This is a genomic window from Nonomuraea spiralis (assembly GCF_014648435.1).
Taxonomy (GTDB): Bacteria; Actinomycetota; Actinomycetes; order Streptosporangiales; family Streptosporangiaceae; genus Nonomuraea; species Nonomuraea spiralis.
In genome coordinates this window covers 1-3,017 of record NZ_BMRC01000075.1, presented here as the reverse complement: position 1 = coordinate 3,017, position 3,017 = coordinate 1, and the positions used below count along the sequence as shown (strand labels likewise).

The following is a 3,017-nucleotide window of genomic DNA, read 5'->3' as shown; positions in this document are numbered from 1 at the left end:
GACACACCGACCCAGAACCCACTTCCGCAGACGCTTACCGCTTAACCTGCAGAAACAGGATCACGCGAAGATCGATTCATACACCACGTCCGTGGACGTGACCGGCGCCCCAGAGTTTCGGGCGCTTCCCAGGGCGTCCCCTGACGTGACCTACGTGCCTGACAAACCCCAGATAACCCGTCAGGCATGTTCCCGGAAGGCCACTTGCCATGCTTGCCTGACGGTTCGGCCGAACACTAGATAACATCCGCATCTTGGGGTGCCGTTAACCAACACGCCATCAGCCGCCAAGTAGGCGCTGACCTGGGAAATCAGCCGCCAGCCTCCAGCTCGGCTCGCGCTGCTGGCTGTTCGACGACAGGGCAGCCCGTGGCGAGTTCGGTGAAGTACTTCAGCAACAGCGCAAAGGCCAGGCGAGTGCCTTCCTGCTTCGCACTGACCAGGCCGACCTCATCGCTCAGCACAGTCCAGTGCTCGATGAGTTCATCCATGCCAAGCGGCGGACGTTCCATGCCCATAGATCCGCGCCGGCCCCTTGAGCATTACAGAAGGTCAGGCTAGGGATCTTCGAGGTTTGGCGGCCTATGACACGTTGGTTAACGGCACCCCTCCATGGCCTGCCGGAGGGGCGCGTTCACCAGGAGCAGGAACTCGGCGGCGACGCGGAAGCGGGCGCCGGCCGGGGTTGCGGCCCCCCAGGATCTGGGCCGCGCGCTGCGATGCGGCGATCAGGGTGTCGTTCTGTTGCACTACCGCGAGGGTGGAGCGGACCCAGCTCGATGGTGACCGTTCGTGCTCCCCGGCGGCGTTGGCGGGTGAGTCGTTGCCTGCCTTCGTCATCTTGCCCATTGCGGGCAGAACGCTACGTGCAATTGTTCCCAGTCGCGAAAGTTAGGAGTTGCGTCCCAGTCATAGATGGCTCGGCAAGTGTGATAGTTGCATCCAACTGGCTGGTAGAAGCCCGTGGCGGCGGCGGGCGGTCCGTCTTTCGTGACGGCGAATATTGCCTTCGCCCCTTTCCGGAAGGCTGGGGTTCCGCCCGTCAGCAGCAGTGTCTCGGCGTAGACGTCCTTGCGAAGGACGAACTTGTTCGCCTCCTTCGGGTTGTCAGGAATGATGTAGTCGGCCTCGAGGTCGGGAAGGTCTCGCTCTGGCACACTGGCGGTGCGTAGCTCGCGAGCGGCGTTCCCCGCGTTGAGATGCTCCCGGATTCGCTTCCAGCGGGAAGGGCGCAGCTGTATCGCGCGGGGGGCCAGCACGAGGTCCAGCGGCTGCTCGCCTTCCGAGCCGAAACCGGGTACAGCCGGAGCAGTACGCATCGGCAGATAGACCAACGATCGCGGCGATCGCGCTGCGAGCAGCCACAGTGTGCCGATGCGTCTGCCGTCTGTCCGGTCCACATACATCTCGTAATGGCCACGAGCCTTGTAAAGCGCTCCGTTCTTCAACGGTCTGGCTGGCCAGATCACGCGGTACTCCGTACCTGCCAGCCGCACCTGCTGTACGGCAATCTTCACCTTCAGGCTGTCTCGGGTTAGGGGCGCCCTAGAAGCGGTCATGTCGGCACCTTCCTGTGGTCAATCCAATCGGCTATTCCGGTGAAATGCAGCTCTTCCGCAGTGACTTGTTGATCTACATTGCCATCAATTGATGCGATGGGGCCTGTCGTTAACGAAGCTGCCAGGAAGTACATCGGATGGTCGTTAGCCCTGGTCAGCGGCAACCCGTTGCGGGTAGATGCCGGAGATCGCTAGCGGGTGCGCCGACGGGCGGCCGGATCGTGCTCGGCGGTGATGCGGGCGGAGGTCTCCTCGCCCAGGCGGATGTAGCGGCCGAGGCTGGACAGGTGCTGGTGGCGGGACTTGGCCTGGAGTTCGGGCGCGGTCCGCCCGGCCTGGGCCAGATGCTGCAGGGCGCTGTGGCGCAGCTGGTGCAGGGTCCATCCGTCGCCGTGCGGGTCGAGCTCGGCGGAGGCGGTCTTGAACAGGTACTCGGCGCGCGGGTAGGACAGGCGGCCTCGTCCGGTGACGGGGCAGATGTCGGCGGCCGCGGGCGCACGCCGTCCGGAGGCGGGAGCGCGCCGGTCGGCCAGGAAGACTGGCCCGGCCTGGCGTCCCTTCAGCAGACGGGGCAGCAGGCGGGCGGTGGCGGTGGCCCAGTGCACGTATTCGAGGGCGCCGCCCTTGGATGTGACGCGGGCGCGCCGGAACTCAGGGTCGAGGTCTTCGACGTCGAGGGAGAGGATTTCCTCGGCCCGGGCCGCAGTTTCATACAGCAGCCGCCAGAGGACTCGTTCCCGGAGCGGGTGGCGGTCGTCGGTGAACAGCTTCTCCAGGCAGGCCTGCGGGATGGCGCGGCCGCCGCGGCGGGCGGGGGTGCGGCGCTCCAGCCGGCGGGCGGGGTTGGTCGCCAGCAGGTCCTGGCGCTGGGCCCAGGTGGTGAAGGAGACCAGCGCGGACAGGTGCCGGTTCCAGGTGGCCGGGGCGGAGGCGTCCCAGGCGGCCATGACGGCGGCGTAGTGCTCGGGCTCCAGCTCGGCGACTGGGTGGTGCGGGCCGGTGACGGCGGTCAGGCGGGCCAGGGTGCGGGAGTAGCTGGCGCGGGTGGTGGCGACCTGGAGGGCGTCGAGGAAGCGGGCAGCGGCGCCGGCCACGGTCGAGCGGCCGCCGAGGGGCGCGGCGAGGTCGTGCACGCCGGGCCGGCCAGGCGTCCCGGGGAAGGCGACAACCGGCATGGCGGACCTCCAGGATGGATGTGACAGGTAATGCTATCGAGTCGGCTTCGGCCGGGCGAGCGGCGACCTGCGGGATCGTCGGCAGGAGGTGATGTCTGTGACAGAGAAGGCGAATTCTATGTCAGTTGGGACGGTATGCAATTTCCTGGGCCTGAAGGAGGCTTTCAGGCAGCGGGACAGCTAGGTGCTGTTTCTTAGATCTGCTGACTGATCGTGCCTGGACAGTCACGATGGGCCTATGGGTCGAGGTGACTTAACCAACGCAGAGTGGGAGCGGCTCGAG

Annotated in this window: 3 protein-coding genes; all 3 read right to left on the bottom strand. The window is 66.2% G+C overall.

Going from position 1 to position 3,017, the window contains the following annotated elements:
- Positions 1 to 311: 311 nt before the first annotated feature.
- Positions 312 to 512: a hypothetical protein gene (locus tag IEZ27_RS53340; protein ID WP_189654306.1), complete on the bottom strand. Its 201-nt coding sequence runs from the start codon at positions 510 to 512 to the stop codon at positions 312 to 314.
- Positions 513 to 836: 324 nt separating this feature from the next.
- Entirely contained in the window at positions 837 to 1,559 is a 723-nt protein-coding gene (locus IEZ27_RS53335) for a hypothetical protein (RefSeq protein ID WP_189654305.1), read from the bottom strand.
- Positions 1,560 to 1,750: 191 nt separating this feature from the next.
- Positions 1,751 to 2,734, bottom strand: coding sequence for a tyrosine-type recombinase/integrase (locus IEZ27_RS53330; RefSeq protein WP_189654304.1), 984 nt, complete (start codon positions 2,732 to 2,734; stop codon positions 1,751 to 1,753).
- Positions 2,735 to 3,017: the final 283 nt, after the last annotated feature.

Coding starts and splice junctions, on each gene's coding strand:
- IEZ27_RS53340 (WP_189654306.1), bottom strand. CDS start 512: ATGGAACGTCCGCCGCTTGGCATGGATGAACTCATCGAGCACTGGACT.
- IEZ27_RS53335 (WP_189654305.1), bottom strand. CDS start 1,559: ATGACCGCTTCTAGGGCGCCCCTAACCCGAGACAGCCTGAAGGTGAAG.
- IEZ27_RS53330 (WP_189654304.1), bottom strand. CDS start 2,734: ATGCCGGTTGTCGCCTTCCCCGGGACGCCTGGCCGGCCCGGCGTGCAC.